This is a genomic window from Streptomyces sp. NPDC033270, from assembly GCF_055576575.1.
Genome location: NZ_JBVIRA010000001.1, coordinates 220,263 through 243,058, shown reverse-complemented (window position 1 = coordinate 243,058; position 22,796 = coordinate 220,263). Strand labels below are relative to the sequence as shown.

Here is a 22,796-nt window from a genome sequence, read left to right as displayed (position 1 = left end):
CCACAACCGCCCGGGACCGGATGCCCGCCACCCGGCCCCGGGCGGCCCCCTGGCGACCTGCGCCCCGGCGTCAGCCGGCCGCCCGCCCGGCTTCCCGGGCGTGCCGGGTACGTGCGCGCGCCAGGGCGGCGTCGAAGCATCTCCCGTCGAAGCGGTCCGTCGCGTGAGGGTGCGCGCGGTACGACGCACGCGCGACCTGCAAAAACTATAATGCACTCCATATTTGCACTAGGCTTCACTATTACTACCCGAGGTGGGCCCGGTGGGCGCCGTGACGAAGTAGGGGCGGGAAGGCATGGCCATCACAGCGTCGGATGCGCTGCGCAGGGTGACCGCCGTCCGGTACGTGACCCCGCTGCGGAGCGGGGGCTCGGTCCCCGGCGCCGTCGAGGCCGACGACCTGGGGACGTACGTCGTCAAGTTCACCGGCTCGGCGCAGGGACGCAAGGCGCTCGTCGCCGAGGTCATCGTCGGCGAGCTGGCCCGGCAACTCGGCTTGCGGGTCCCGGAGTTGGTGCTGGTCGACTTCGACCCCTCGGTCGCCGCGGAGGAACCGCACCAGGAAGTGCGGGACCTGCTGCACGCCAGCGCGGGGCTCAACCTCGGCATGGACTATCTGCCGGGAGCGACCGACTTCACCCCCGACGCCGCGGACGCCGTCGAGGTCGATTCGGCGGAGGCGGCCAGAATCATCTGGCTGGACGCGTTCACCGCGAACGTCGACCGCACGACCCACAGCCCCAACCTCATGACCTGGCCGTCCTCCGGCCACCAGCGCCCCCGCCTGTGGCTCATCGACCACGGCGCCGCCCTCGTCTTCCACCACCGCTGGGACACCGCGACCGACACGACCACGAAGGCGTACGACTTCCGGCACCACGCGCTCGGCACCCGACAGCCCGACATGGCCGCGGCCGACGCCGAGTTCGCCCCCCGCATCACCACGGAGCTGCTGCACGAAGTGGTCTCCGCCATTCCCGATGCCTGGCTCACCGACGAACCGGGATTCGCCACCGCGGCAGAGGTCCGCGACGCCTACGTCGCCCATCTCACGGCCCGGGCCCGGGACTCCGCCTCCTGGCTCCCGACGGAGTTCCCGTCGCCGCGCGGTCCGGCCACCGGTTAGGGGCTAGGGCCTGTCCGATGGGTCAGGGTCGGACAGACCCCAAGGGCCGCGCGAACGCAAGAGGCCGCAGCCACGGCAACGCATCTCCGCAGTGGCTGCGGCCTCTTCGTGGAGCGCGGCTTCGATCACGACCGGGACGTACGCTCCACCGACGCCCGGGCCGGCGCCGATCAGTCGAGCGGCGCGTGGACCGCCTCGTAGCCGACCTTCAGCCGGCTCGACTTGATTTTGACGGAGCGGATGGAGACATCGGTGAGGCAGCTCAGGTCGGTGACGTGCGTGCCACCACAGAACTCCGTCGCGAGGCCCTCGATGGTGATCGTCCGCCGCCCGTCGCACTCGCCGGAGCTGATCGGGAGGCCCTGTGCGAGGGCCTTGGCCACTCCCTCCCGCAGGGAATCAGCCAATTGCTCCTTGTCCATTTCCGCGCCCTCCAGCTCGTATTCGACCCGAGCCTGGCCGGGAAAGTGGTTGCTGCCCACGTGGCGCACCCCGAAGGGGCGAATCAGCGCGTCGACCAGGTGACCCGCGGTGTGGAGGGCGGCATGCAGGCGACGTTGTTCGGCGTCGATGGCCGCCGTGACCACTTGGCCCTCGGAGAATCCAAGGGGGTCGTTCCCGGATTCCGGGACCAGTTCGACGTAGACCCGTCCCGATTCGGGGTCACGGAGGGGAGACGCGGGAATATCGTCGACCCAGCCCCGATCGCTCGGTTGCCCTCCGCCCTGCGGATGGAAAATGTTGTCCACCAGGGCCAGCCGAATCCCGGCGGCGCTCGACGCGCAACTCAGAATCCTGCTCTTGGCCTCGTAGGTGTACGTCTGGGTCAGATAGACGTTGTTCTGCGTGCCCACTGTCTTTGGGGTGCCTTCCATATGGCTCACGGTGTGCTGCGGGAGAGTGCTCATGGTGCGCTACAGGAGAAGATCGAGGGGCGGAAAATGGCGAATTATTTGAGCCCCGGTGCCGCCGGTCCGTGCCGCTCGGCCGGTCGCGCCGTTCTGTGCTGGGCCGGCGGCTCCTTCCCGCCCGCCCCGTCCCACTCGTCCGTGTGGGCCGTTTCGGGCTCTCCGGTCTGTGCGTCGGGGGCGTCGCCGGAAGCCGCCCGGCGCGGACGGCGATTGATGAGTGCGACGCCCGTGATGCCGAGCGCCCCGCCGACCAGTGCCAGGGGGGACGGCACCTCCCCCAGCCATACGTACGCGACGACGAGGGCGACCGGTGGCACGAGGTACAGGGCCGCGGTGGACGAGGCCATGGACAGCCGGGCGACCGCGTAACCCCAGACTACGAAGCCCACCGCGGAGGGGAACAGTCCAAGGAAGATGGTGGACCCCAGTGACGCCGCCGACGCGGTCGCGAAGCCGTGCACCATCCAGGGGAAGAGGGGGAGCAGGAAGAGGGTTCCCGCCCACATCGCGTAACAGGCGACCTCGAGGCCGGTGTACCAGGCCAGGAGGGGCTTGGTCGCGAAGTGGTAGACGCCCTGGACAACGGCCGCGGCGAGGACGACCCACGCCGACGCGGTGTATTGGGCGTGGCCTCCGGCCACCGCGATCACCGCCGCGCCTACGATCGCCACCACGCTTCCGACGGCCTTCAACCAGGTGATCCGCTCCCCGAGGAAGGCCGCCGCAAGCAGCACGCTGAACACCGGTGCGACGGCGATGAGCAGGCTCGCGGTGCCGGCGGGGACGTGCACCTCGCCCCAGTTCAGAAGGACTTGGTAAGCCGACATGCCGCTCACACCGCACAGCACGATCATGGGCAGGTCGCGGCGGCGCGGTGTGCGTACGCCGAGGAACGGTGCCGCGATCGCCAGGGCGACCGAGGCGACCATGAGGCGTGCCAGCGAGAGGCCGGCGACACCGAAGCCCTCCAAGCCCACGCGAATGGCGGGGAAGGCCGACGCCCACGCGAAGACAGTGAGGGCCAGAGCCCAGATGGCTTTCGGGATCTTCACGAGCCCGATCGTGTCACCGACGCATGTCCGGAGCAAATGCCCCAGACGCAAATAAAGGGGTGTCGGGTCATTTCTGGCCACACACTTTACGGCGAACACTCGTACTTTTTTGCGAGAAATCACTGGAACGGGTAATTCCGATCCCACTTTTACCGACAAGCTCGTAGCCTCGCCTGGAGCACCCGGTCCGTATGGATCTGTGCGGACCCTCGGCCGCAACCCAGACAAGCGAGGCAGAGCGCTTCTTATGGCTGATTTCGACTTCACGCGGATTCTGATCTATGCGTTCAACTACGCCGACCGGATACTGCAGGAGGTGTCGTACCTTCGCTACTCGGCGGAGCGGAGCCTTTGTTTCCTGTGGGACCTCCGCGACCCGGCGGTGCGGGCTGTCGTCATCACGTCGGAACCAGTCGATCCCTACACGCTCGAGTACCACTTCCGCGACGTCTTCCGGTTCGACGACCGCATGATCGAAAGCGCCCGTGAGCGGCTGACCCTGCTGACACCGAGCTCCCACCAGCCGCGCCCGCTCGATGATCTGGTCCTCGAGGAGGACCGGATCGTGGACGCGCTGCGGGGCGCCGCGCAGGAGAGCGCGCGGACGTCCATCGTCCACTTCATGGCCTCCGACTCCCTCGACGAGTTGGCCCGCCGGGTCGGTGCCGATCTCGAAGAGGGCCACCGGTCCTTCGTCGCCCGCTGGGGAAGCAAGGCCGGCGGCAAGGAGATCCTCCTGCGCGCCGGTGTCGCGGTACCCGACGGGACGGCGGAGGAGCTGCGCAGCGAGGAGGCCGTGGTACGGGAGATCGAGCGGCTCGCCTCGGGCCCGCGCCGGGCGCGGCGCGTCATGGTGAAGCTGAGCCCGGACACCTATGCCGCGTCGATCGGCAATGTGCTGGTCGACTGCGACAAGCTCGGCAGCACCGGGGATCTCCTCGCAGCCGCCGAGGTGATCCGGATGCCCTCCGACGACTTCTACCGGGAGCTCGCCGACGGAGGGGCGATCGTGGAGGAGTTCCTCGACGACGTCACCTCGTCGCCCAGCGGGCTCGGGGACATCCGCGCGGACGGCACGGTCAAGGTGGTCGCCAGCCACGACCAGGTGCTGTCGGGCGGCCAGTACTGGGGGTGCCGGTTCCCGGCGGAGGAGCGGTGGCGGCCCGTCATCAACGACGCGGTCGCGCGCACGGGTGCGGTGCTGGCCGAGCTCGGTCACCGGGGCACGTTCGGTATCGACTTCGTGATCGCGGGAGAGCGCGGACCGCTCGCGGTGGAGATCAACCTGCGCAAGGTCGGTCCCAGTCATGTGCTGAAGTACGCCGAGGCACTCGTCGGCAATGAGGTCGGGGACGACGGACTGCTGCGGCGGAGCGACGGAGCGCCGATGTGCTACGTGCACGGGCGGCTGCACGAACCGGAGGCGCTCGGCAGGATCGACCCGCGGACCGCCGTCGAGCGGCTCCGTGCGGAGGGGTTGCTCTACCAGCAGGACAAGGGCGAGGGCGTGGCCCTGCATGTGCTGGGGGCCCTGAAGTCCTGCGGCTTCGTGGAGTTGACCGCCTTGGCCCCCACCTTCGAGGCCGCCGACGCGTACAGCAAGGCGGCGAAGGCGTCCCTGATGCGTGCTTGACGGAGGCCTGCTCGAGAAGATGAACCGCCCCGCGTGACCAGGGCGGTTCATCTCGCTCAGAGTTGGCGCAGGGCCTGCTCGAAGGTCTCCACGATGCGCTCCGGCTCCTCGGTGCCGACGGATATCCGCAGCATGTCCCGGTGCAGCCCTCTGGCCCGCAGAGCGGCACGGCCCTCGGGCGTCGAGAGCAGGTCGTAGTGCGCGATGAAGATCTGCGGTGACGCCATCGTGAACTCGGCACCGAAGCTGGGGCCCTTGGCAACCGCGAGGCGGTCGTACACCTGCTCCAGCGGGACTTTGAGGTCCATCATGAGCAGGCCCCCCGGTGCGTCGGACCGGCGTTCGACCTTGCGGTAGTTGCCCTCGGAACGTGCGTCGTACGCCCAGTCGACGCGTCGGACGACCCTGTCGTGGCGTGCGAGGCAGGCGGCGAGGGCAAGGGTGTTGGCGTTCACCCGGTCCATACGTTCCGCGTAGCCGCGGATCCGGGCCGCCACGCGTGCCGTGTCGCGGTGGTAGGGCTCGTCGCCGTGGCGCGGCAGCTCGGTGCGCAGGTCCGGTCCGAAGGAGGAGTCCGGGTTGACCACGGCCGCGCCCATCAGGACGTCGGCCGATCCGGTGGCGTACTTGGTGAGGCTCTCGCAGACCACGTCGGCGTGGGGAAGCACATCGACGTTGTAGGGGGTGGCGATCGTCGCGTCGACCACCAGCGCGCAGCCCGCCCGGGCGGCGATCTCCCGCAGGGCCGGGATGTCCGGGGCGCGCAGGCTCGGATTGCTCGGCACCTCCGCGATGATGCCGGCGAGCTCCCCGGCGTGCGCGTCGGCGACACGGGCGATCTCCGGCAGGTCGAACGGGTCGGGGACCGTGGTGTGTTCGACGTCGATGACGCGCTTCTCCAACAGGCTCATGGTGTCGAAGAAGATCCAGCCGAGCTGGAGCCATCTGCGCCGGCCGTTCTCCCGCTGGATCCCGGAGACCGCGGCGATGGCCGCCGCCACGGCGTTCATGCCGCTGTTGTGCAGCGATACGTCCGCTGTGTCGCGCACACCGTAGGCGTGGGCGAGGACAGCCCTGACGGCTTCCGAGGGCGCTTCCTCCACCGCGGCCTCGGCTTGCCGGCTCTCGATCAGACCGGCGTCCAGCAGGACGTCTTCCGCCTCGCGCGAGGACAGGTGGCTACCCGTGTGCTGTACGTATGCGCGGACCCGTGCGGCCGAGGGACCGTCGGCGGGGAGCCGCACCCCGTGCAGGCCGTGTCTGTCGAACGCGGCGTCAGGGGAGAGTCCGGCGTACGCCGCGGCGGCCCCCGCGGCTCGTGCCGAGCGGGCCAGGACGAGGCCCTCGCCCGGTCCGATGCCGTCCTGCGCGAGGAGCCCCGCCACCCGTGTCACATACGGATGAGTACGGAAGCGCGGATAGCCCCAGGAGATGCGGCTCCGGGTGGCCGCGTCGTCCGACTCGTAGCCGACGACCGCCGCGACGTCGGGGATCGAGACGGACACCGAGTGGATGGAGCCGGGGACGGGCCGGCCTGCGGCGATGTGCCGCAGGCCGCGGGCCGACCCGATGTCCCCGGACTCCCCGGATGCTTCGAGGGTCATACCTCGAGGCCCACGAGCTGCTGCACGCCGTCCCAGTAGCGCTCCACGAGTCCGAGGAATTCGAAGGCGCCCTCCTCGAACTCCGTCCGGGTGGCCGGCGATCCCACATAGGGAGCGATCGCGTTGAAGACGGAGTTGCTGTGGCCCACCTCGACGTCGATGTGCAGTTGCCAGAAGTGGCGCAGGTCCTTGTCGTAGCCCTGGTTGCCCAGCCCGTCATTGATCTTGGAGACCATGATGGACGACATGGTCTCGTCGGCGTACAGCGCACCGAGGGCCTTGTGGATCGACGATTCGGTGTAGAGAATCCGGATTCCGTCGTTCAGCCGCTTGGTGACCTCCAGCGGCTCGTAACGGTCGAGGTGTTCCTTGTCGATTCCGATCCGGGCGAGGAAATCGCCGAAAAGGACGGAGTGCGTCGGGTCGCCGCCGACCTCGTCGGCCACGTTCAGGATGATCTCCCGGAGGATCATCTCGTCCCGGGTCTTGATCGCCATCCCGGTGATGTAGAAGGGGAGATGGCGGAAGAAGTAGTGGCACTCGCTGTACATGAGGCGTTCTTGCTCGGGGGAGAGCCGCGTGGTGCGGTAGGCGTTCAGGTAGGGGTGTTCGACACCACGGTGCCCGGCGATGCGGGCCAGCATGCCGTCCAGGTATTCCTTGATTGCCGGGTCCTGGACGGCTATCCGGCGGCGGATTCCTGGTTCGACGTTGTCGAAGTGGTCCCATACGGCTGTGGTGGTGGAGTCCGGGGTGTTCAGCTCGGTCATCGTCGTCTCTCTTCGTGGACGGGAATCGGCGTCGGGTGCTGTCACTTCTTGATGGCGGACGCCGCCGAGACATTGGCGTCGTCCCACCACCGGTCATCCGCGTCGAGCTCGCGCTTCAGGTCCCGGTCGCCCGCCCACGTCATGTTCAGGATGATGCGGGTGGTGTCCTCGCGCAGCGGGATCGTGCGGTGCAGCGTGGTGTCGGTCCGCAGGAAGTACACGTCTCCCGAAGCGAAGTGGTAGGTGTTGATGGGGTTTTCGGCGAGATAGTTGTTGATCCGCGGTGATGCCTTGTCCCATGTGGTGTGGGGTACGCACTGGAGCAGGCCGCCGACGTCGATCGGCGGTGCCAGGAGCACCCAGATGAGAGCGAAGCTGAAGTCGCCCCAGTGCCATCCGTGCGTGTCCCCACGCTGTTCCTGGCGAGTGATCAGGAACTCCTCGTCGGCCTTGGGGCAAGGGTGCAACTTCTCGCCGGCGAGGGTTTCGAGAGCGCGTAAGAGGTCGGGGTTCGCGTAGAGCGAGGTCACCAGTTCGCTGTTGGCCGCGATCATCTCGCTGGGCACCACGGACATGGAGCGGCGGGTGTAGCCGGTGGTCTGGAGGCGTAAGTCGCGTCGCTCGGCGTGCTTCTCAAGGAGGCGTTCCGCTTCGGCGCGCACCAGTTGACGTGTGTGCTCTTCGATCAGGTCGGTTACGGTGGCGATTCCGTACCGGTGGTAATGGTGCGACATCCGGCGGATTTCGCTGTTGTCCAGCGGGGTGCAGACGCTCTTGGGGCCAAGTCCGTTACCGCTCACGAAGGGTCTCCGATGTTCGGCTGGTGAATGCGGGATCGGCTGCACTGATCAGAGGTGGTGCCTGGTGGCACGCGCGTTCAGGACCGTAGGTGCGTTTCCCGGCCCTGATCAACCACGCGATCACGTGAAGGCGTGAATTCCGGTCAACTCGGGAGACGATTATCGCGGGTTGGGGAAGCGCGACAGGTGTCGGACCACGAAGTCGCGGTTGATCGACTTCAGGGGTATGGGCAGACGGGCGTTCCAGGTACGACACGATGGATCTTCCGGGCCGCCCACCAGTCCATCGTTCGATTAACGTGGCGTGAATCGCACGACGGCCATTTTCCACCTCTCGACGGCTCGGCGACCACGTTCTATCCAGAGCCCGTTGCCACACCGCCCACTCGCGCGAATAATCAGCGGGGCATACCGTGGTGCGTCCGACATCCACCAGGCTCCTCATGCCGGGAGTTGACGACCGTCCCTGCCCGATGCGCCGCCAATGTTCAGGAGCCCATGCGTCCCCGTGTGCGAAGTCGCTGCTCTGCCTTGCCCTTTTGCAAGTCCCGGCACCAAGTCCTGATATCGGATGTGGAGGCATGATGCCCAGCACAGCGCTTGGTCCGAGTTTCTCCGCCGAGGACGTCTCCGCCTTCTCCAGGCAGCACATCACCGATATCGCGGCGGGCAAACTCGCCGCGGCCCGCATTCCCGGCTTCTTCGACCGGGCGACCCTCGACAGCATGACGGCCGCACTGCACCGTCTGCCCACGGTCGACTACTACCCGGTCCGGGTCGCCATGACGAGGTTCGGCCCGGCCCTCAACGACTACCGGACTCCCCAGGGTGTGCTGCAGGCGGATCGCTACTGGCCGGACGCCGACGCCGCGGAGCGGATGTGGCGGGAGGCCGGCATGGTTCCGGATCCAACCCTGATATCGCTGGACATGCTCGGCAGGGCATGGGGGGCGGAGGTGACGACCGCCACCATCGGTGGGCGGCCCGCCTTCGTGGGGATGATGCGCGAGATCAACGCGGGCACACTGCTGCACTACGACGACATCCACCTCGAGTACCCGGGTGGCCTCTTCGATCAGGAGATCGTCTCCCAGCTCACCTACAACGCCTACCTGGTGGTACCGGAAGAGGGCGGTGGGACGAGCCTGTGGCAGCACCGCTGGGAGGCGTCCGACGACGTCCACCGCCGACGGTACGGGTACGACCCCCGTGTGGTGGACGGCTGTCGGGGCGTCACCATCGCCCCTGGCCACGGTGACGCCCTGCTGTTCAACCCCAACCACTACCACCGCGTGCTGCCGAACGGGCAGGGCGGGGAGGGCCGGCGGCGGATCACCGTGACGTTCTTCCTCGGCCTCACCCCGGCGGGTGATCTGGTCGCCTGGTCCTGACTCCGCCCTGCCACACGACCTGGAAGGAACCGACGCCCCATGGACGTCATGACCGCGATCGTCACCCGCAGGAGCGAGAAGATACTCTCCCAACCCGCCCCGAGCGACGAGGAGTTCCACTACCTCCTCCGCGGTGCGGCCACAGCGCCCGATCATGGCAGGCTGCGCCCCTGGCGCTGGATACTGGTGCGCGGTGAAGCGCGCGCCGCTCTGGCTCGCACGCTGGTCCCCAGGGAACCCCGCGCCGTCGCGAAGGGCTCGGGCAGCGTCCCGGAGCCGCCGCTGCGGGCGCTCCTGGTCTTCGCCCCCGTTCCGGAACACAAGATTCCTGAATGGGAGCAGCTCGCCGCCAGCTGCTCCATGACGCACGCGCTCATGATGCTGCTGCACGCCCGTGGCTACGGCAGCATCTGGCGCACCGGCCGGCTGTGCACCAGCCCCGAACTCCGCGGCCTGTTACACATGGCGGAAGAGGAACGGCTACTGGGCTCCCTGGACATCGGTACGCCTCCGGGGGGCCTCCGGCAGCGCAGGCCGCTTCCCGACATCTCGGACCGGGTCTCGGTCTTCGAGGCCGTGACCGCCGTGCGGGCGACGGGCGGGCCCCGGGAAGTGGTCGGCGCGGAATGAGCGGCGGACTGCTCGTACAGGTCGGCGTGCTGCTGGCCACGGCCCTGGTGCTGGGACGGCTGGCCGTACGCGTCGGCATGCCGCCCGTGGTCGGTGAGCTGTGCGCGGGGATCCTGCTGGGCCCCTCGGTGCTCGGCCATGCCGTCCCCGCCCTGTCGTCCTGGCTGCCCGACGCGGCCGTGCCGCACGGCCCCCTGGACTCGCTCGGACAGCTCGGCGTCGTGCTCCTGGTGGGCACCACCGGTATCGAGATCGATACGAAGATGCTTCGCCGCAGGAGAGCGGCGACCCTGGCCGTGGGCACCACGGGGCTGCTGGTACCGCTGGGGCTCGGGGTGGCGGTGGGGTTCTGGCTGCCGTCGTCACTGGTCGCCGTGGAAAGCGAGCAGCCGGTGTTCGCGGCGTTCCTCGGTGTGGCCCTGTGCGTCAGCGCCATCCCCGTGATCGCCAAGATCCTCGCCGATATGCGCCTGCTTCATCGCACCGTGGGGCAGCTCATTCTCGGGGCCGGCATGGTGGACGACGCCATCGGCTGGCTGCTGCTGGCGGTGGTGTCGGCCATGGCCGGCGGCCAGGTCCAGGCCGGCCATGTGCTCATCTCCGTCGGGTACATGGCGGGCGTGGTGATCCTGGCACTGTCCGTCGCCCGGCCCCTGGTGCGCCGGGCACTGGCCATGGCGGAACGGGCCGGCGATACCGCTCCCACGATCGCCGTGGTCACGACGGTCCTCGTACTGGGCGCCGCCGCCACGCAGTCGCTCGGCCTCGAGGCCATGCTCGGTGCGTTCATCGGCGGCGTGCTCATCGGCTCCGGAAGCAACGTCGACCTCAGGAAGCTCGCTCCGCTCCGGGCGGTCGTCATGGCGGTGTTCGCCCCCCTGTTCTTCGCCACCGCGGGCCTGCACATCGACCTGGCCGCCTTGGCTCATCCCGTGGTGGCGGTCGCCGCACTGGTGGTGCTGGCGGTCGCCGTGTTCGGGAAGTTCGCCGGCGCGTTCCTCGGGGCGCGTCTCGCCCGGCTCGGGGTGTGGGAAGCGCTGGCCATGGGCGCGGGGATGAACGCGCGCGGTGTCATCCAGATCGTCGTCGCCACGGCGGGCCTGCGCCTGGGTGTACTGACCACGGCCACCTACACCATCGTCGTCCTGGTCGCGGTCGTGACCTCGGTGATGGCTCCCCCCGTCCTGCGTATCGCGATGCGCAGGATCGAACAGACCCAGGAAGAGGAGCTGCGCCGCCGCGACCTCGCCGCGTTCTCCGAGCCGAGTCTGGAGGGCCCGCCGCCACAACGGCATTGACCGGGCTCAGCCGGTTCTTCGCAGGTCGGCGCGTGGTCGAAGGCACGCCCGGTTGCCGTCGCCCCGATTTTGGTGGCGGCGGGCGCCTGCCGATCGACGAGACTACTCAGTGAGCAGGCGGTTGAAGAAGGCCCGGTAATGGCGCAGTGCCAGGCGCAGGCCCTCGGTGTCCACTTGATCGCCGCGGTTCCACTGTTCTTCCAGCGTCTGCTTGTGGTCGGCGAACGTCGCGGCAAGGCTCTGCATGACCTCTGCGACCAGTGCGTCGGCACCCTGCACGGCGTCGCGCGGGTCGTCCACGAACCTGCTCTGAAGCTCCTGCCAGCGGCTGCGGAACCCGTCGGCGTCCTCGGGCGAAAGGAGCTGCGGAGCCTCTTCCTCTTCCTCGGCGGCGCCTGCACCCTCAGGGGCGGGCGCCGTCGAGGCTTCCGTGTGCACGGCGGTGGCCTCGCCAGGGAGATTGGGGGCGTCGGCGGTCGCTTGCAGTTCCTCGTCCGGAGGCGGCTCGGGCCCGCCGGGCTGGGCCAGATCCTCGGTGGTCAGTCCACCCGTCTTGTGACCGGTGTCGGGTGCTTGTGGCATTTCTTCGTCCCTTGGGTGTCGTAGCGGGCGGTGTGCGTTCAGGCGGGGGCGTGGCGTGCCTGGCCACCGTCGGAGAGCAATTCGTCGAAGAGGGCGCGGTAGTGGACCATGGCGCCCCGCAGCTGCTCGGTGGTCGCCTTGTGCTGCGTACCGAGCGCGTCGACCTCGTGGGCGGCGCGGTAGTGCTCCAGTGTGCGGCCGTGCTCGACGGAGAGGTCCCGTAGCTGCTGGTCGAAGTCTTCGGTCGGGTAGCCCCGCTCGTGCATCAGCGACGTCACCAGACGGTCCGCATCGTGCACAGCCGTTTCCGGACGGTCGACGAACTCCTCCTGCACGCTGACCCAGTCGCGGCTGTACCGCTCGCGGCTGCTGCTGGGCAGCGGCTTGATGTCCAGCGAGTCGTGGCGCTTCTCGCGTGATCTCAGCTCCCGCTCACCGGCCAGCCGGCTGTCGGCGGATTCGACGGTGCGTTCGTACTCCGGTCCGAAGCGTTCACGGAGCTGGTTCCGTCGTCGCACGTACAGCGTGATCCCGACGGCGAGCAGCGCAAGCACCACCACAATGGGAATGATGATCGCCAGAAGGGTGCCTGTTGACATCGGCGAACCTCCCTACATGGGCTCCTTCCCAGCTTAGAACCCGGGTAGGTGGTTGACCGTGCAACTGAATTGCCCACCCGCGAGGCCGACCTCCTCACCTGCGCGAACGGCTGCGGTCCGGCCGCATCGTACGACGGAGCCGGGGTAGCCGAGGGCATGGAACGGAAGCACGGAGCAACGAGCAAGGCGCAAGGAGCAACAGATGACACTGCCGTGGCGACAGGACGAGGGGTGGCGACGACGCTACCCGCAGCCGGGACCCGACTGGACCCAGGGCATGCCTCAGGGGCCGACGGACCCGCTCACGCCGACGGGGCGGATCGATCAGTACGGCCGGATGGGGAGCGCGCTGCGCGGTGGCCGTCTCGCACCCTGGCAGCGGAAGGTGATCACCGGCTTTGCGCTCGGCGCCGCCGTCGTCACCGTGGTGTCCCTGCTGCTGGTGTTCTTCGGCTGAGCCGAGGGAGCGAGTGCGCTGCGGTAAGGCGATGAGGGCCTGTCCGATGGGTCAGGGCCCCCGCCATGGCCCATCGGACAGGCCCTAGGGTTGCGGCATGAGCGAAGGGCTGCGGGAACGCAAGAAGCGGCAGACGCGGCAGCGCATCTCCGACGTGGCGATCGGCCTGTTCGTGGAGCGGGGCTTCGACCACGTCACCATCGCCGAGGTCGCGGCGGCGGCGGAGGTCTCGGTCAACACCCTCTACAACTACTACGAGGCCAAGGAAGACCTCGTCCTGCCGCCCGACCAGGCGTCCCCGCAGCGGCTCGCCGACATCGTCCGCGACCGGCAGCCGGGCGCGTCCGCCGCGCGGGCCGTACTCGACCACCTCCGGGACGAACTGCGGCGCCGTGACCGCAAGGTGGGCCTGACCGCGGGCTTCGGCCGCGTCTTCACCATGATGCGGGCCGCCCCCACCCTCACCGCCCGCCTGGAGGACCTCGGCCGGCAGATGACCGAGGCGCTCGCCCACGTCCTCTCCGAGGAGACCGCGGCCGCCCCGGGCGACCAGACACCGCGCCTGGTGGCCAGCCAGATCGGCTGGTTCCACGCACTGCTCTACAGCGAGATCGGCCGGCGCATCGAGGCGGGTGAGAAACCCGACGAGATCGCCGAGGCCGCGCTGGAACTCCTCGACCTCGTCGAGGAGATGCTGGGCGAGCGCGCCCTCGGCTACGCCGTACGCAACGCGGCCACGGACAGGGACACGGACAGGGACGGGGATACGGGCTGACGCCCGCTACGCCTCGCTCATCTGCGGCATCTCGCCGACCGTCGTGCGCATGTCGATCACCGCGAACGCCGCGCCCTGCGGGTCGGTGAGGGCGGCAAAGCGGCCGAACGGGGTGTCCATCGGGCCGAAGTGCAGCTGGCCGCCGAGCTTCCTGGCCTTGCCGACGGCATCGTCGCAGTTCTCGACGTCGAAGTAGATCTGGACGTAGCTGGGGATCTCCTTCGGGAACTCCTCGCCCATCTTCATCCGGCCCAGCACCGGGTTGTCGGTGCCGCCGAGGCTGAAGACCTTGAAGTCCATGCCCTGGGCCTCGGGGTCGTCACCGGGCTCCATCTTCCGCGCGGAGTAGGGGAAGACCTTCTTCAGGAAGTCGTCGGCCGCGTCCGGCCGGCGGGTGAAGAGCTCGGCCCAGCAGTACGCGCCGGGTTCGGCCGTCTTCTCGAACCCGTGGTGCTCGCCGGCCTGCCACACACCGAAGACGGCACCGCTGGGCTCCTTGGCGAGTGCCATCGAGCCGAAGGGGCCGACCTGCATCGGCTCCATGAGGAGGGTGCCGCCCGCCCCCTTGATCTTCTCGGCGGTCTTGTTCACGTCGGAGGAGGCGAAGTACAGACACCAGGCGGAGGGCGAGTCCTCACTGCCGGGCATCGGCGGGACGACGGCGGCGACGGCCTTGCCGCCGGAGTAGGCCTGGATGTAGTTGCCGTACTCGCTGGAGGCCTCGCCGAACGTCCACCCGAGCACCTCGCCGTAGAAGCTCTTGGCGCCCTCGACGTCCTTGAACATGGCGTCCGCCCAGCAGGGGGCGCCTTCGGGGAAATCGGACATGGTGTGGCTCACTCCTCTCCGACTTCCCACGCTAGGCGCAGGCCGTCCCGGCCGCGCGGGGAGCACCGCGGCGGGATCGTCCGGGGAGGCCCGGCCTGGCTGCGGCTACTCGAACCGCGCGGTGTCGCCCGCGCCTCGGCGTACGATCTCGAATCCGCCGCCGGAGAAGTCGATGACCGTGGTCGGTTCGGTGCCGCAGTCGCCCGAGTCGACCACCGCGTCCACGACATGGTCGAGCCGCTCCTTGATCTCCCACCCCTGCGTCATCGGCTCGTCCTCGTCGGGCAGGAGCAGGGTGCTGGAGAGCAGCGGCTCACCCAGCTCGGCCAGCAGGGCCTGCGCGACGACATGGTCGGGAATCCGGACGCCGACCGTCTTCTTCTTCGGATGCAGCAGCTGGCGCGGTACCTCCCTCGTCGCGGGGAGGATGAAGGTGTAGCTGCCCGGGGTCGCGGCCTTGACGGTGCGGAACACGTCGTTGTCGACGTGCACGAACTGCCCCAGCTGCGCGAAGTTCTGGCATACGAGGGTGAAGTGGTGGCGGTCGTCGAGGTTGCGGATCGAGCGGATCCGGTCGATGCCGTCACGGCTTCCCAGCTGGCATCCCAGCGCGAAGCAGGAGTCCGTCGGGTACACGACGAGAGCGCCTGAGCGGATGCTGTCGGCCACACTGCTGAGGGTGCGCCGCTGGGGATTCTCCGGGTGCACGTCGAAATACTTCGCCATCCGGCGAGTCTACGGGCTGTCCCGTGATTCCTGGTGGATCGTCCTGCGGCGCCTGGTGTGGTGGATCCCAGGGCCTGTCCGATGGGTCAGGGTGATCGGGGCGTGCGCTGCGGCTGCGTACTCAGGCGTGCCTTGTATGCATCATGTATAGAGTGCCCGGCATGTCTCTCGATCTTGGCCACGGAACCACCGCCGTCCTCGGGGGGAGCGCCGCCCGCGGCCGCGTCGGAGCGCCCCGGGCGCGGAGCCTGCTGGTCTGCGGGGTGCCCGCGCTGCTGGCACTCGTACTGGGGCTGTGGGGACTGCGCCGCCAGGACGCCATCTGGCGGGACGAGGCCGCCACATGGGAGGTGGCGCGGCGGTCCATACCCGAGATCTGGCATCTGGTCGGGCAGGTCGATGTCGTCCACTGGCTCTACTACCTGCTGATCCACACCGTGTTCGAGGTCTTCGGAGCGAGTCTGGCAGCGCTGCGGCTGCCTTCGGTGCTGGGCCTGGTCGTCGCCGTGGCGGCCACCGCGGCGACCGGTCGCCGGCTCGCCGGCCCGCTGGCCGGACTCGCGGCCGGACTGGTGCTGGCCCTGCTGCCGGTGATGCAGCGGTATGCGCAGGAGGGACGGTCCTTCGCGCTGGTCGCGGCGGGGGTGGCGGTGGCGACCTGGTTGCTGGTGGGCGCGGTGTACCCGGCGGGGCCCACGGCCGCCCGCGACGGCCGCCGCTGGCGGGGCGCCTGGGGGTGGCGCTGGGGCGCCTACGCGGCGGTCATGCTCGTCACCGCGCTGCTCAACTGGCTCTCGCTGTTCGCGTGGGCGGCCCACGGGGTGAGCGTCGTCCTCGCCCGGCGCCGCGGCCGACGCCCGCTGCTGTCACGGTGGTTGACGACCGCGGTGGTGATCGTGCCGGGGACGCTAACGCTGATACTCGCCAGCCGTCCGCAGGCGTCGCAGGTGGCGTGGATACCGCCGGCCTCCGCCGCCAGCCTGCTGGGCGTGACCGCGATGCTGGCGGTCGGCCTGGTGTGCGCCCGAATACCGCGCCGCGCACCGGAGGGGCCGTCGCCGGTCCCGGTGGGGCTGCCGCTGCTCGCCGTGCCGCAGCTGGGGTTGCTGCTGGCCTCGTTGCTCGTCGAGCCGCTCTATGTCGACCGCTATGTGCTCTTCACGTACATCGGGCTGTCGCTGCTGGTCGGTTCCACCGTCGCCTGGGCGGTGCGGGCGGTGCCGGCGTACGCCCGGGCGCGGGGCCGCGACTGGGGCCGGGTGCGGGGCGGGACGCTGCTCGCCGGGGTCATGGCGGTCGTGTTCCTGGCGCTGCTGCCGCTGGAGGTGGGCCTGCGGACCTGGGCGAGCCGGACGGATGACGTACGGGTGGTCGCCCACAAGGTCGCAAGGCTCGCTCACCCGGGGGACGGTGTGGTGTTCCTGCCCGACCAGCGGCGGGATGCCGCGCTCGTCACGCCCGGCGCGTTCCGCGGGCTCGACGATGTCGCGCTGGCGAAAAGCCCGGTCGCCTCCGGGACGTTGTACGGCGTCGAGGCGGCCCCCGAACGCATCCGGGCCGCCATGCTCGCCCACCGGCGCCTCGTCGTCGTCAGCGACGCCGACGGCAAGAGCGGCGGCTCCTCCCCGGTTCCGCCCTCGCCCCGCGACATGGTCAAACGCGCCGTTCTCGACCGGCACTTCACCGCCACCGGCGTCGCCGAGACGGGAGGCCGCCGGGTGACGGTGTACGTGCGGGCCCGGTAGCTGCGGGCCCTGGGGGTGTCGCCCCGGCTGGCCCGGGCCGCGAACGGTGTCGCGACCCGGGCCAGGGAGAGACTCGGTGGTGTGGTGTGGGTCAGCTGTTGAGGCTGGTGTGGTTCCACCAGCCCTGGCGTCCGACGGTGAAGTCGACCGTCGCGCCGTTCCCGTTGAGCTTGCCCTGGTACTGCTGGCCCTTCTTCAACGGGCTCTCGACCAGCTTGCCGTGGGCGTCCTGGATCGAGTCGATGACCAGGGTCGGGACCTTCTTCAGCGTCGCCGCGTCGATGGCCTTCATGGGGGCGATGGTGACGGCCTCGTCCCAGTTCGGGCGCTCCGCGAGCTGGTGGGCGAGGTGGATCTCGTCGCCCTCGCCGAACACCAGGTAGGTGAGGTACTCGGGGTAGGGCATGCCGCCCAGCTCGCGGAAGGAGAGCACGTCCTCCTTCTTGCAGTCCACCGTGGTCTCGGCCGTGGTCATCTGCTGGAAGTCGCGGCTGCCGTCCGGCTTCACCACGACCCGCTCCAGGTGGACCTTGAACTGCTTGCCGTTCTGCAGCTCCGGGAGCTCGAAGTGGTGCGGACAGCGCAGCGAGTAGAAGACCCGCTGGTCCTCGTGCTTGGCCCGGTCGTCGAGGTACATCTTCTTCAGCTCACCGCTGTCCTTGATGGTGAAGCTGAACACCGCCTGGTAGTTGTGGCCGGACTGCGGGTTGTACAGCGCCAGGTGGTAGAAGAAGAGCTTCTCCTTGCCCAGGATCAGGAAGCGGTGGATGTGCTGGTGTTCCGCGTGGTCGGAATCGGGGTGGCTGGTCATGGTGCGTGGTCGCCTTTCATCGGGTGGGGCTCGGTTGGGTGTCGCGCCGGCGCCGGGCCCAGAAGGGCCGTTCGCTCCAGCGGGTCTCTTGGGCGTGCACGACGCGGTGGCCGTGCTGGTAGGCGGTGCGGGCGGTGGTGACCTTCGCCGCGTAGTCGGCCAGCGCCGACCGGTCGCCGCGCAGCCGGGCGTGGACCGCCTCACCTGCGCTCAGCCCGGTGTAGAGGGCGGTGAGAATGCCCTGTGAGCTGAGCGGGTCGAAGGCGACCGCCGCGTCGCCGGCCGCCGTCCAGCCGTCGCCGTGCACCCGGTCCAGATGTGCGCTGTGCGCGGGGGCTCGGCGAGGTGGTGGCAGCGGGCTCAGTCCGTGCGGACGAGCCCGGTGCGCTATGTGCCGGGTCGCCAGCAGCCGGTCGCGGAACCGCTCGGCGCCACCGGCGGCGCCGGGCAGGTCGGGGTCGGTGAAGTAGGCCACCAGACGCCGCCGGGAGGGCAGCAGCGCGGTGTACCACCAGCCGTCCTGGTCGGACTCGACCAGCGAACGGCCGTCGGGGGCGGTCTGCGGGGCCGGGTCGAGGGTGAGGTGGAGGGCGGTCAGCCGGTCGTCGCGGCGCCGCCGGGCGCCGGAGCGGACGGCGATCGCGGCGCCCCGTCCGGTGGCGTCCACCACCCAGCGGCAGCGGACCGTGCGCTCCCCGCTGCCGCCGGAGCGGTCGCACAGGGCGAGTCGCCAGGTGCCGTCCGGCTGCCGGGAGGGGCGCCGTACGGCGGTGTGCTCGGCGACGTCGGTGCCCGACTCGCGGGCCGCGGCGCGCAGCCGCCGGTCGAAGAGCGGACGGTCGAGGTGCCAGCCGTGGCCGTAGGGGTCGTTGAGGGAGTCCACGGCGTGCAGTTCGGTGGAGCCCCAGGCGGACAGGTTGCCGTGGCAGGGCAGATGGCCGGTGGCCAGGACCGGCTGGGCGACGCCGAGGTCGGCCAGGAGCAGCCGCCCCACGGACACCAGTGCCTCACCCGTCTTGGGCGGGCCGGTGCCCGAGTCCGCCAGCAGGACCGTGCGCCCGGCCCGTGCGAGGGCGAGCGCCGCCGCGCAGCCGGCCGGGCCGCCACCCGCGACCACGACGTCGTAGGCGGGAGGGGGGCTCACTGCTGGGTGCCGTGGAAGGGATCGAGCTTCTCCAGGTATCCGGCGGCGATCGCCGCCTCGTCCTGGCCGGTCGCCGCCATGACCTCCTGGACCGTCTGCTGTACGAGATCGGCCTCGACGTCCTCGGCCGGAATGCTGCCTCGCCAGGTGCCGGCCACGGCGGCCAGTTGGGGTACGCCCGCCTCGGGTACCTGGATGTTGATCAGGTTGGCGTGGTCGGGGACACTTTCGTATCCCGGCTCCGACTCGACCTGGATGTACTTGGGGAACTTGTCGTCGCCCACGGTGTACTCATGGGGCTCGACGATGCCGAACTTGTACCAGTCCCTGATCATCTGCCGGCGCTGCTTGTTGAAATCGGTGCCGGTCAGGCCGCGCAGCCACACCGCGCGGTTCTCGAACGCCTTCTCCCTGGCGGTGTCGTCACCGCCGCTCGGCTTGGTGTTGACGGTGAGGAAGTCCGACATCTTCAGTACGTGGTTGGGCATCTGGGCGGGCCAGAAGGTCGGCAGATAAGGGCTGTAGCGGGGACCCAGGTTGGCGAGTACCTCATAACCGGAGCGGCAGCTGGCCGTGTCGCACTGCCAGGGAGCGGCCATCCAGCGGGTGAGGTCGCCCGGCCCCTGCGCGTGCAGCGGACCGTTCTTCCCCAGCATCTCCTGGAGGTTGAAGTGATCGCCGTAGTCGGGTTCCGGGCTCGTGCGGTGCAGGATGCGGAAGGGCTCGGAGTACATGGTCTTGTGCCGCATCGGCCAGGTGACCTCGCAGCCCGGGTGGAAGGCGTCGGCGGCGCAGTTCTCCAGCGCGGCCCGGTCCAGCAGGCCCGGCCGTTCGGTGACGGGCGCCTGGTCCACGTCCGGGTATCCCTTGCGGGGCGGGCCGGTGGTGAAGTGGCCTTCGGCCCACAGCGCCAGCATCGTGTCCTGGGTGGGCGAGAGCGTGATGTGCTGCCGGACGGAGTTGGGCTTGCTGGACATGGCGTCGCCGTAGAGCCATGGCCAGGGCAGCGGGGACATCCCGTCCCGGCAGTAGTCGCGCATGTGGATATAGACCTGGCGGCGCAGTTCGCGGCTGGTGTCGCCGGGGTCGGCGAGCCGTTTGCGCATGTCCGGGTGGCGGAAGTCGTGCGGGCCCTTCCAGCCGAACTGGGTGGCGAAGCCGTGGTTGACCCATTGCAGGTCGCAGAAGCGGGTCAGCAGCGGTTCGATGTCGTCCGGGTACGACGGCTTCGGCTCGACCGGCAGCGTCTGCTCGGTGACGTACACGTCGTAGAGCACGTCGTAGAGGGTCCGGACGGTCTTCACGCCGGGTGCGTAGTGCGGCGGGGCGACCACGACCCAGGCCGGGGAAGCCGTCTTGGTGGCGCCGCCGATGGTGACCTCCGCCGTGACCGGGCCGTCGGAGACGTCGTCGTACCAGGTGTCGTTGTTGGCGACGCCGGTGATCGGCTGCTCTTTCTCGGCCCATGAGGCCGAGGTGCCGACGCCGCCGACGACCATCAGGCGGCCGTTGTCCTGGGTGGTGGCCGAGCCGAGGGAGACCGGCTTTTGCATGATCTTGCCGTCGAATGTGGCGGTCTCGTGCGCGGAGGCGCGGATGGTCTTGCGGCCGGGGTCGTTGACGAGGCCCTTGCGCGCCGCGCCCGTGACGGTGGCGTTGCGCCGGCTCCGCTTCTCGGTCGTCAGGCTGCCGGCCTCGGGGATGTCGAGCGGGATGTGGAACTGGTACCAGGCGGCCTTCTTGTTGGCCAGGTGCACCGACCACTTGATCTCGCTCACGTCCGGGTCGTCCAGGGTGAGTTCCCTGACGACCTCCCCCGCCTGGTTGTAGCCGTAGAGACGGAAGCGGGCGGCCTGCCGGATGATCTTCCCCGAGCCGTCCTTGTAGGAGCCGTGCGGCAGCGGCGGCTGGTCCGGTGACTCGGGGCCGATGAAGGGCGGCTTGGGGCTGTTGCCGACCCGGGCGATGCCGATGGCCGGGTGGATCTTCACCTGGACTATCTGCTGGTCCGTCGAGTTGTCCATCTAGGGGCCTTTCCTTGGGCGGACGCACATATCTCCCCGAAGGCCTCAAACGTAGGATCGCCCCAATCCGGGCAGCGAGGCGGAGGCGTCACAATGGGTGTACGCATTCACCCCTTCGAGTCGGCGTGTCTCGAAAACCGCCCCCAGAAGTCCTACGGAGCGTGATGATGGCGGCGCGGCGGCGGACTTCGGCCCGGCGTGCCCGACACGCGACAGGGCGCCCTCTTCTCGACTGGAGGGGGTGATCACACCGTGTTAGCGTGAACATATCCGCATCGAACGGACGTGCGGATATCTGCGCTCGCCCGTTCTCCCCCGCTTTCCTCGAACCGCCAGAGGGAGATGGTGACCATGGCGCGGAACCATCTGTTCCATGCGCCCCGGGCCGGCACCAAGGCCCACAAAGCCGAGGAGACCACCACCTGGACCGCGGCACGAACGGCTGCCCTCCAGGCCAACGTGGACTGGGCAGGCCTCCGCCAACGGATGCGCGGAGCGTTACTGCGGCCCGGAGATCTCGGATTCGAGGACGCCAGGAAGCTCTTCAACCCGCTCAACGACGACCACGTACCCGCAGCGGTGGCGCAGTGCGAGTCGGTGTCCGATGTCCGCGAGGCGGTGCTGGCGGCCGCCCACCGGGTTCCGCTGGCCGCCCGCAGCGGCGGCCACTCCTACGTCGGCTACTCGGCGCCGCACGGTGGTCTCACCCTCGACCTGCGCCGTATGTCGGCCGTGAACGTCCGGGAGGACGGCACCGCGACCGTAGGCGCCGGCGCCACACTGCGGGACGTCTACACCGCACTCGGCCAGGCGGGCCGCTGTATGCCCGCGGGCTCCTGTTTCACCGTCGGCATCGCCGGGGTGGCGCTGGGCGGCGGAATCGGCGTACTGCAACGGAAGTTCGGCCTCACCTGCGACCACCTCGTGGGCGCCGAGATCGTCACCGCGGACGGCAGGGCCCTGACCGTCTCGGCCTCCCGGGCACCGGACCTGTTCTGGGCGCTGCGCGGAGGCGGCGGGGGCAACTTCGGGGTCGTCACCCAGTTCACCTTCTCCACCGACCCGGCTCCGGCGCTGACGATCTTCAAGCTCGTCTTCCCCGAAGGCAAGGTGCCGGCGGTGCTGACCGCATGGCAACCGTGGATCAAGGAAGCACCCCGCGAGCTGTGGGCGAACTGCAACATCTCCGGCGGGCCCAAACCGAGTTGCTCGGTGGTCGGCTGCTTCGTCGGCCCGAGCACCGCCTGCCATCCGCTGCTGGACGACCTGATCGCACGCTGCGGCGTCGTACCGACGAAGCGGGTCGAGGACCGCGACTACTTCAAGGCCATGCGCTTCTTCTCCGGCAAGCCCGACCGGGAGTCCTTCGTCGCCTCCTCACGGGTCCTCGGCTCGCCCGCCGCCGATCCGGGCGCCGTGGTCGGCCTGCTCACCGGCCGTGCGGGCATGAGTCTGATCCTCGACCCGCTCGGTGGTGCGGTGGCCGACGTGGGCGTCCAGCAGACCGCCTTCCCGCACCGCAACGCCTTCGCCACGGCGCAGATCTACGCGGGCGCGAAGGCGGCCTCCGAAGCCGAAGTGACGCGCAGCGTCGGCGAGGTCGTGACCAAACTCGCCTCCCTGGGCATGGGAGGCGGTTATGTGAACTACATCGACCCGGCGCTGCCCGACTGGCCGACGGCCTACTACGGACCGAACCTGGACCGTCTGCGCTCCGTCGCCCGCGACTACGACCCGGACGAGGTGTTCGGCTTCCCCCAGGGGCTGACCCGGGCCTGAGCGCACGCACCGCGGGGGGGGGGGGGGGGGGGGGGGGGGGGGGGGGGGGGGGGGGTTCGGGGGGGGGGGGGTGTTTTGTGGGTGGAGGGGGGGGGGGAGGGAGGTTTAGAA

General features: G+C 69.5%; 21 protein-coding genes. 9 read left to right on the top strand and 12 right to left on the bottom strand.

What is annotated here, in order from left to right:
• Positions 1 to 295 precede the first annotated feature (295 nt).
• The gene (locus ACZ5XZ_RS01070) at positions 296 to 1,126 is read left to right on the top strand and encodes a HipA family kinase (RefSeq protein ID WP_468973226.1); all 831 of its coding nucleotides are present in this window, start codon (positions 296 to 298) and stop codon (positions 1,124 to 1,126) included.
• 170 nt (positions 1,127 to 1,296) lie between these two features.
• On the opposite strand, the gene ACZ5XZ_RS01065 is transcribed toward ACZ5XZ_RS01070, so the two are convergent.
• Together ACZ5XZ_RS01065 and ACZ5XZ_RS01060 are read right to left on the bottom strand one after the other, a co-directional pair.
• Positions 1,297 to 2,001, bottom strand: coding sequence for an alanyl-tRNA synthetase (locus tag ACZ5XZ_RS01065; RefSeq protein WP_468973222.1), 705 nt, complete (start codon positions 1,999 to 2,001; stop codon positions 1,297 to 1,299).
• A gap of 74 nt (positions 2,002 to 2,075) precedes the next feature.
• Positions 2,076 to 3,089 carry a DMT family transporter gene (locus ACZ5XZ_RS01060; protein ID WP_468973218.1) on the bottom strand — a complete coding sequence of 338 codons (1,014 nt, stop codon included), beginning with the start codon at positions 3,087 to 3,089 and terminating at the stop codon, positions 2,076 to 2,078.
• A 247-nt stretch (positions 3,090 to 3,336) separates the two neighbouring features.
• Between ACZ5XZ_RS01060 and besA the strand changes: the two genes are divergently transcribed.
• Positions 3,337 to 4,722, top strand: coding sequence for an L-propargylglycine--L-glutamate ligase BesA (besA, locus tag ACZ5XZ_RS01055; RefSeq protein WP_468973215.1), 1,386 nt, complete (start codon positions 3,337 to 3,339; stop codon positions 4,720 to 4,722).
• A 56-nt stretch (positions 4,723 to 4,778) separates the two neighbouring features.
• Here the strand turns inward: besA and besB are convergent, their stop codons facing one another.
• From besB to besD, 3 genes are read right to left on the bottom strand one after another with little or no spacing between them, the layout of a single operon-like run.
• Positions 4,779 to 6,326, bottom strand: coding sequence for an L-2-amino-4-chloropent-4-enoate dechlorinase/desaturase BesB (gene besB, locus ACZ5XZ_RS01050; protein ID WP_468973212.1), 1,548 nt, complete (start codon positions 6,324 to 6,326; stop codon positions 4,779 to 4,781).
• Positions 6,323 to 7,096, bottom strand: a complete 774-nt coding sequence (gene besC, locus ACZ5XZ_RS01045; RefSeq protein WP_468973209.1) for a 4-chloro-allylglycine synthase BesC — start codon at positions 7,094 to 7,096, stop codon at positions 6,323 to 6,325. The genes besB and besC overlap by 4 nt, the downstream gene beginning before the upstream one ends.
• 41 nt (positions 7,097 to 7,137) lie before the next feature.
• Positions 7,138 to 7,896, bottom strand: a complete 759-nt coding sequence (gene besD / locus ACZ5XZ_RS01040) for an L-lysine 4-chlorinase BesD (RefSeq protein WP_468973206.1) — start codon at positions 7,894 to 7,896, stop codon at positions 7,138 to 7,140.
• Between the two features lie 581 nt (positions 7,897 to 8,477).
• On the opposite strand from besD, the gene ACZ5XZ_RS01035 reads away from it, so the two are divergent.
• Genes ACZ5XZ_RS01035 through ACZ5XZ_RS01025 form a run of 3 tightly spaced genes read left to right on the top strand, consistent with a single transcriptional unit; the run spans position 8,478 to position 11,215 of the window.
• Positions 8,478 to 9,287 carry a 2OG-Fe(II) oxygenase family protein gene (locus ACZ5XZ_RS01035; protein WP_468973203.1) on the top strand — a complete coding sequence of 270 codons (810 nt, stop codon included), beginning with the start codon at positions 8,478 to 8,480 and terminating at the stop codon, positions 9,285 to 9,287.
• A 39-nt stretch (positions 9,288 to 9,326) separates the two neighbouring features.
• Positions 9,327 to 9,917 carry a nitroreductase family protein gene (locus ACZ5XZ_RS01030; RefSeq protein WP_468973200.1) on the top strand — a complete coding sequence of 197 codons (591 nt, stop codon included), beginning with the start codon at positions 9,327 to 9,329 and terminating at the stop codon, positions 9,915 to 9,917.
• The gene (locus ACZ5XZ_RS01025; RefSeq protein WP_468973197.1) at positions 9,914 to 11,215 is read left to right on the top strand and encodes a cation:proton antiporter; all 1,302 of its coding nucleotides are present in this window, start codon (positions 9,914 to 9,916) and stop codon (positions 11,213 to 11,215) included. The genes ACZ5XZ_RS01030 and ACZ5XZ_RS01025 overlap by 4 nt, the downstream gene beginning before the upstream one ends.
• A 102-nt stretch (positions 11,216 to 11,317) precedes the next feature.
• Here the strand turns inward: ACZ5XZ_RS01025 and ACZ5XZ_RS01020 are convergent, their stop codons facing one another.
• Together ACZ5XZ_RS01020 and ACZ5XZ_RS01015 are read right to left on the bottom strand one after the other, a co-directional pair.
• On the bottom strand, positions 11,318 to 11,797 hold the full coding sequence (locus ACZ5XZ_RS01020) for a hypothetical protein (protein WP_468973194.1): 480 nt from the start codon (positions 11,795 to 11,797) through the stop codon (positions 11,318 to 11,320).
• A 38-nt stretch (positions 11,798 to 11,835) separates the two neighbouring features.
• Positions 11,836 to 12,396, bottom strand: a complete 561-nt coding sequence (locus ACZ5XZ_RS01015) for a hypothetical protein (protein ID WP_468973191.1) — start codon at positions 12,394 to 12,396, stop codon at positions 11,836 to 11,838.
• A gap of 202 nt (positions 12,397 to 12,598) precedes the next feature.
• On the opposite strand from ACZ5XZ_RS01015, the gene ACZ5XZ_RS01010 reads away from it, so the two are divergent.
• Positions 12,599 to 12,853: a hypothetical protein gene (locus tag ACZ5XZ_RS01010; RefSeq protein ID WP_468973189.1), complete on the top strand. Its 255-nt coding sequence runs from the start codon at positions 12,599 to 12,601 to the stop codon at positions 12,851 to 12,853.
• Between the two features lie 97 nt (positions 12,854 to 12,950).
• On the top strand, positions 12,951 to 13,628 hold the full coding sequence (locus ACZ5XZ_RS01005) for a TetR/AcrR family transcriptional regulator (protein WP_468973186.1): 678 nt from the start codon (positions 12,951 to 12,953) through the stop codon (positions 13,626 to 13,628).
• A gap of 6 nt (positions 13,629 to 13,634) precedes the next feature.
• On the opposite strand, the gene ACZ5XZ_RS01000 is transcribed toward ACZ5XZ_RS01005, so the two are convergent.
• Complete coding sequence (locus ACZ5XZ_RS01000) at positions 13,635 to 14,456, bottom strand: VOC family protein (protein WP_468973183.1); 822 nt, start codon at positions 14,454 to 14,456, stop codon at positions 13,635 to 13,637.
• Between the two features lie 105 nt (positions 14,457 to 14,561).
• Positions 14,562 to 15,182: an L-threonylcarbamoyladenylate synthase gene (locus tag ACZ5XZ_RS00995; RefSeq protein ID WP_468973181.1), complete on the bottom strand. Its 621-nt coding sequence runs from the start codon at positions 15,180 to 15,182 to the stop codon at positions 14,562 to 14,564.
• Between the two features lie 161 nt (positions 15,183 to 15,343).
• Here ACZ5XZ_RS00995 and ACZ5XZ_RS00990 point away from each other — a divergent pair, with 161 nt between their 5' ends.
• Positions 15,344 to 16,927, top strand: a complete 1,584-nt coding sequence (locus ACZ5XZ_RS00990) for a glycosyltransferase family 39 protein (RefSeq protein WP_468973178.1) — start codon at positions 15,344 to 15,346, stop codon at positions 16,925 to 16,927.
• Between the two features lie 91 nt (positions 16,928 to 17,018).
• On the opposite strand, the gene ACZ5XZ_RS00985 is transcribed toward ACZ5XZ_RS00990, so the two are convergent.
• The 3 genes from ACZ5XZ_RS00985 to ACZ5XZ_RS00975 are packed head-to-tail and all read right to left on the bottom strand — an operon-like array spanning position 17,019 to position 20,906.
• Positions 17,019 to 17,738 carry a hypothetical protein gene (locus ACZ5XZ_RS00985; RefSeq protein WP_468973176.1) on the bottom strand — a complete coding sequence of 240 codons (720 nt, stop codon included), beginning with the start codon at positions 17,736 to 17,738 and terminating at the stop codon, positions 17,019 to 17,021.
• A 16-nt stretch (positions 17,739 to 17,754) separates the two neighbouring features.
• Positions 17,755 to 18,882, bottom strand: coding sequence for an NAD(P)/FAD-dependent oxidoreductase (locus ACZ5XZ_RS00980; RefSeq protein WP_468973174.1), 1,128 nt, complete (start codon positions 18,880 to 18,882; stop codon positions 17,755 to 17,757).
• Positions 18,879 to 20,906: a LodA/GoxA family CTQ-dependent oxidase gene (locus ACZ5XZ_RS00975; protein ID WP_468973171.1), complete on the bottom strand. Its 2,028-nt coding sequence runs from the start codon at positions 20,904 to 20,906 to the stop codon at positions 18,879 to 18,881. Before ACZ5XZ_RS00975 ends, ACZ5XZ_RS00980 begins: the two co-directional genes overlap by 4 nt.
• A 351-nt stretch (positions 20,907 to 21,257) precedes the next feature.
• On the opposite strand from ACZ5XZ_RS00975, the gene ACZ5XZ_RS00970 reads away from it, so the two are divergent.
• Positions 21,258 to 22,685 carry an FAD-binding oxidoreductase gene (locus ACZ5XZ_RS00970; RefSeq protein WP_468973168.1) on the top strand — a complete coding sequence of 476 codons (1,428 nt, stop codon included), beginning with the start codon at positions 21,258 to 21,260 and terminating at the stop codon, positions 22,683 to 22,685.
• Positions 22,686 to 22,796: the final 111 nt, after the last annotated feature.